4 protein-coding genes and 1 pseudogene are annotated in these 4,483 nt (G+C 69.6%); 1 reads left to right on the forward strand and 4 read right to left on the reverse strand.

Annotated features, from left to right (window positions below):
• Nucleotides 1–36: 36 nt before the first annotated feature.
• From ribD to fmt, 4 genes are read right to left on the reverse strand one after another with little or no spacing between them, the layout of a single operon-like run.
• On the reverse strand, nt 37–1,056 hold the full coding sequence (gene ribD / locus VFA16_RS13950; protein ID WP_324968388.1) for a bifunctional diaminohydroxyphosphoribosylaminopyrimidine deaminase/5-amino-6-(5-phosphoribosylamino)uracil reductase RibD: 1,020 nt from the start codon (nt 1,054–1,056) through the stop codon (nt 37–39).
• Nucleotides 1,053–1,742, reverse strand: a complete 690-nt coding sequence (gene rpe, locus VFA16_RS13955) for a ribulose-phosphate 3-epimerase (protein ID WP_324968389.1) — start codon at nt 1,740–1,742, stop codon at nt 1,053–1,055. The genes ribD and rpe overlap by 4 nt, the downstream gene beginning before the upstream one ends.
• A 10-nt stretch (nt 1,743–1,752) precedes the next feature.
• Nucleotides 1,753–3,165, reverse strand: coding sequence for an rRNA small subunit methyltransferase B (locus tag VFA16_RS13960; protein ID WP_324968390.1), 1,413 nt, complete (start codon nt 3,163–3,165; stop codon nt 1,753–1,755).
• Nucleotides 3,162–4,094, reverse strand: a complete 933-nt coding sequence (fmt, locus tag VFA16_RS13965) for a methionyl-tRNA formyltransferase (protein WP_324968391.1) — start codon at nt 4,092–4,094, stop codon at nt 3,162–3,164. Before fmt ends, VFA16_RS13960 begins: the two co-directional genes overlap by 4 nt.
• A gap of 205 nt (nt 4,095–4,299) precedes the next feature.
• On the opposite strand from fmt, the pseudogene VFA16_RS13970 reads away from it, so the two are divergent.
• A pseudogene (locus VFA16_RS13970) lies at nt 4,300–4,483 on the forward strand (SAM-dependent methyltransferase); the annotation flags it as partial.

Genomic DNA, 4,483 nt, shown 5'->3' on the forward strand with positions numbered 1-4,483 from the left:
GGCCGTGGGGCCCACCACGGCCTAGCCCGTCGCGGTCTAGCGCGGGACCAGGCTCAGCAGCAGATCCGGACCCACCCGCTCGACGCCGTCGAACCGCCAGCGCAGGGCCCGGGCGATGCTGGGGACCCCGACGTCATCGACCGCGGTGATCGGACCGCCCAGCAGGATCGGCGCAACATAGGCCAGGATGCGGTCGATCGCTCCTGCACGCAGGAAGGCGCCCGCGAGCGTCGGCCCACCCTCGAGCAGCACGTCGGTACGATCCGACAAGGCCTTGAGCACCTCGTGCGGATCATGGGTGCGGATCACCATGGTGCGCGAATCATCGTTGAGAACTTGTGCCTCCGAAGGGATTTCGCGCTTACCCACCACGACGCGCAGCGGCTGCCGCGCGGCGAGACTGCCGTCGGCGAGCCGAGCGGTCAATGCCGGATCGTCGGTGAGCACTGTGCCGGTGCCGACCACGATGGCATCGGCGGCGGCGCGGCGGCGATGCAGGTCCGCGCGAGCCGCCTCGCTGGTGATCCACTGGCTGGAGCCGTCGGCTGCTGCGCTGCGCCCGTCGATGCTGGTCGCGTACTTCCACGTCACGTGCGGCAGCCCCGTGCGCTGTTTGTGCAGCCACTCCCGTAGCGGTCCGGACGCGACCAGTTCTGCCTGCACACCGGGCACCATGTGTACGCCCGCCGCGGCCAGCCGGGCCGCTCCCCCGGCCGCGATCGGGTTCGGGTCGGCGACCGCATACACCACCGTGGCGATACCGGCGTCGAGCAGCGCGTCCACGCATGGCGGGGTCTTGCCGTAGTGGTTGCAGGGCTCCAAGGTGACGACAGCGGTACCGCCCGCGGCCAGGCTGCCGGCGCGGCGCAGCGCCACGATCTCGGCATGCGCGCTGCCGGCCGGTTCGGTGCCGCCGGCGCCGGCGACTCGGCCGTCGCGGTCGAGGATGACCGCACCGACCGGCGGGTTGGGATAGGTGCTGCCCTTGACCAGCTCAGCGTGCTCAACGGCGAGTCGCATGGCGGCGTCGTAGCTGATGGCCACCTGGGTGTTCATCGTCGCAGATGCGGTGACGTCGCGCCGGCCTGCCGGCGGAGTGCCTCGACCGCGGCGGCCGGGTCGTCGGCGCCGTAGACGGCCGACCCGGCGACAAAACAGTCAACGCCCGCTTCGGCGGCCTGCTCGATGGTGTCGGCGTTGATGCCGCCGTCGATCTCGACCAGGATGGTCAGCTCGCCGGAATCGACCATCTTGCGGACTTTGCGCACCTTCCCCAACACTTCGGCCATGAACTCCTGGCCACCGAACCCCGGCTCCACCGACATGACCAGGAACGTGTCGAAGTCCTTGAGGATGTCGAGGTAGGGCTCGAGCGCGGTGCCGGGCTTGATGCTCAGCCCCGCCTTGGCCCCAGCGGCCCGGATGTCGCGGGCCACCTTGACCGGGTTGTCGGTGGCCTCGGCATGGAAGGTGACGTTGTAGGCGCCGGCTTCGGCGTACGGCGGTGCCCACCGGTCCGGGTCTTCGATCATCAGATGGCAGTCCATCGGAATGTCAGTGACCTTCAACAGGCTTTCGACTACCGGCAGACCGATCGTCAGGTTGGGCACGAAATGGTTGTCCATGACGTCCACGTGCAGCCAGTCCGCGCCGGTCACGGCGGCGACCTGGTCGGCGAGACGGGCGTAATCCGCGTTCAGGATCGAGGGCGCTATCAGGGGCCGATCGGTCTTGCCGGACATGGGTTTGAGCTTACTGTGGGCCTACTCTGAGGGCCGCGGCGAACATGGCGTCGGTGCCGTGCCGGTGCGGCCACAGCTGGACATAAGGGCCGTCGGCAAGCTGCTCGACAGGTTCGAACAGCGGCCGGGCGTCCAAGGCGCACACCGGATGTCGGCGCAGCGCATCGGCGACCACGCCGACGGTTTCGGCCAGGTGCGGCGAACAGGTTGCATACAGCACCACGCCGCCGGGCCGGGTCAGTGCAATCGCCGCCTCCAACAGTTCGCGTTGCAGCTTGGTCAGCGCCGGGATGTCGGTGGGCTGGCGCCGCCAGCGGGCCTCCGGCCGTCGGCGCAGCGCGCCCAGGCCGGTGCACGGCACGTCCACGAGCACCCGGTCGAAGCCCGGGTCAAGGCCGCTTCGCCGGCCGTCGACGCGCAGCACGTCGACGGGCAGCCCGCGGGTGTTCTGCTCGACCAGGTCGGCGCGGTGCGCGGACGGCTCCACTGCGGTGACCCGGGCTCCGCGGTCAATGCCGATCGCCGCCAGCAGCGCGGTCTTCCCGCCCGGCCCCGCGCACAGGTCCAGCCAGCGACCGGTGTCGCCGTCGACCGGCGCCAGCGTCAGCGCGCGGGCCACCAGTTGGCTGCCTTCGTCTTGGACCAGGGCGTGGCCGTCGCGCACCGCCGGCAGCTGCGCGGGGTCACCGCCGGGTAGATATACCGCATACGGCGAATACCGACCGCCGCTGCCGTGCACGGCGTCGGCCAGCTGCGCGGCGGTCAACACACCGGGGCGTGCCGCCAAGTGCACCAGCGGGCGTTCGTCGTCACTGGCCAGCACTGCCTCGAGTTCACCGGCCGCCGAGCCCAGCGCGTCGGCAAAGGCCTGTGCGATCCACCGCGGGTGGGCGTGAGCGAAGGCGGTGTAGCCGATCGGATCACTCGCCGGATCGGGAGCCAACTCCGCCACCCAGCTCTGTTCGTCGCGGCCGCTGATGGTTCGTAGCACGGCGTTGACGAAACCGGCTCGGGCAGAATCGAATTCGATGCCCGCTTGTTCGACGGTGGTGGACACCGCGGCGTGCGCGTCGACCCGGGTGCGCAGCAATTGGTAGGCGCCGAGCCGCAGCAGATCGAGCAGCATCGGGTCGATGGATTGCGGGGGGCGCCCGGCGGCCGCTCCGATGATCGCGTCGAGCAGGCCCTGGCTGCGACAGGTGCCGTAGGTCAGTTCGGTAGCGAACGCGGCGTCGCGACCGCTGATTCCGCGCTCGCGCAGCAGCGCAGGCAGCGCCAGGTTGGGGTAGGCATCGCGCTCGGTGACAGCCTGCAGCACGTCGAAGGCGGCGCGACGGGCCGGGTCAAGCGGCCGACGGCGTGGCCGGCGCCGGTTGGCGGTCCGAGATGGCCGACTGCCGCGTGGGCTCCCGTGGCGGCTCATACTGCTCGCGTCTCCGGGTCGAGGCGAGCGCCGCGGGCCCAGTCGACGGCGTTCATGAGCTTCTTTGCGGGTGGCTGGATTTGGCCGAGTCGGACCGCTTCTGACGCGGTGCCGATCCAGACGTCATGGCGTCCGACGTGGATACGCCCGGGTTCCAAAACCTTTGGCGCTTCGCTGTCGATGCTTACCGGCCCGAGTTTGACCCGCTGTTCACCGATGAGTGTCCATGCACCGGGCTTGGGGGTGACGGCGCGGATCCGCCGCTCGACAATCTGCGCCGGCAGGTCCCAGCGCACCCGCGCTTGCTCGACCGTGATCTTGGGAGCGAAGCTCACCCCGTCGGCGGGCTGCGGCACCGGGGCCAGCGTCCCGTCGGCGATGCCGTCAAGCGTGGTCTCCAGCAGCGCGGCACCCGAAACAGCCAGTCGGTCAAGCAGCTCGCCCGCCGTGTCCGTCGGCCGAATCTCGTCGGTGACGACGCCGTAGACCGGCCCGGAATCGAGGCTCCGCTCGATTTGGAAGGTTGTGGCGCCGGTGATCGTGTCGCCGGCGGCGATGGCCGCCTGCACGGGGGCGGCTCCGCGCCACGCCGGCAGCAACGAGAAGTGCAAGTTGACCCAGCCGTGCGGGGGGATCGCGAGCAGCTTGTCACCGAGAAGGGCGCCGTAGGCCACCACCGGGCAGCATTCGGGTGCCAGCTCAGCGAGTTCGGCGACGAATTGGGCGGAGTTGGGCCGCGGTGGCCGCAGCACCGGGATACCCAGGTCGAGAGCCGCCCGCGCCACCGGTGACGGCTCGGGCCGGCCCCGCCGCCCGGACGCCGCGTCCGGGCGAGTCAGCACTGCGATCACGTCATGCCGGGGCGAGTCCATGAGTCGACGCAACGCGGGCAAGGCGGATTCGGGAGTGCCGGCGAAGACGAGACGCACTGGCCCAGTCTAGGAATGAGACGAGCGTCGGCTCTCTTCGCGTGACGGTCAACCCATAGGACTTCCACAGCATAATAATAGTCAACTATCGCATTACTATACTGTTGCTTATAGCTACTATGGCCGTTGTGCGGCGACTGCTAGGGGCCACCGCAGCAAGGACAACGAGGTCGTTGAAGACCCGACCAAGCGTTAGGAGACTTACATGAGCATCGACCTTCCGGCCGGCGAGCACATATCGGCCGCCACCCATCGCGCGACGTGGGCAATGGGCGACTATGCGCGGATTGCGGAGGAGGTGATGGCTCCCATCGGGCCGGTATTGGTTGCCGCCACCGGTATCGGCCCCGGCGATCGCGTGCTAGACGTCGCTGCCGGATCCGGCAATG

This window comes from Mycobacterium sp. (assembly GCF_035653355.1).
Classification (GTDB): Bacteria; Actinomycetota; Actinomycetes; order Mycobacteriales; family Mycobacteriaceae; genus Mycobacterium.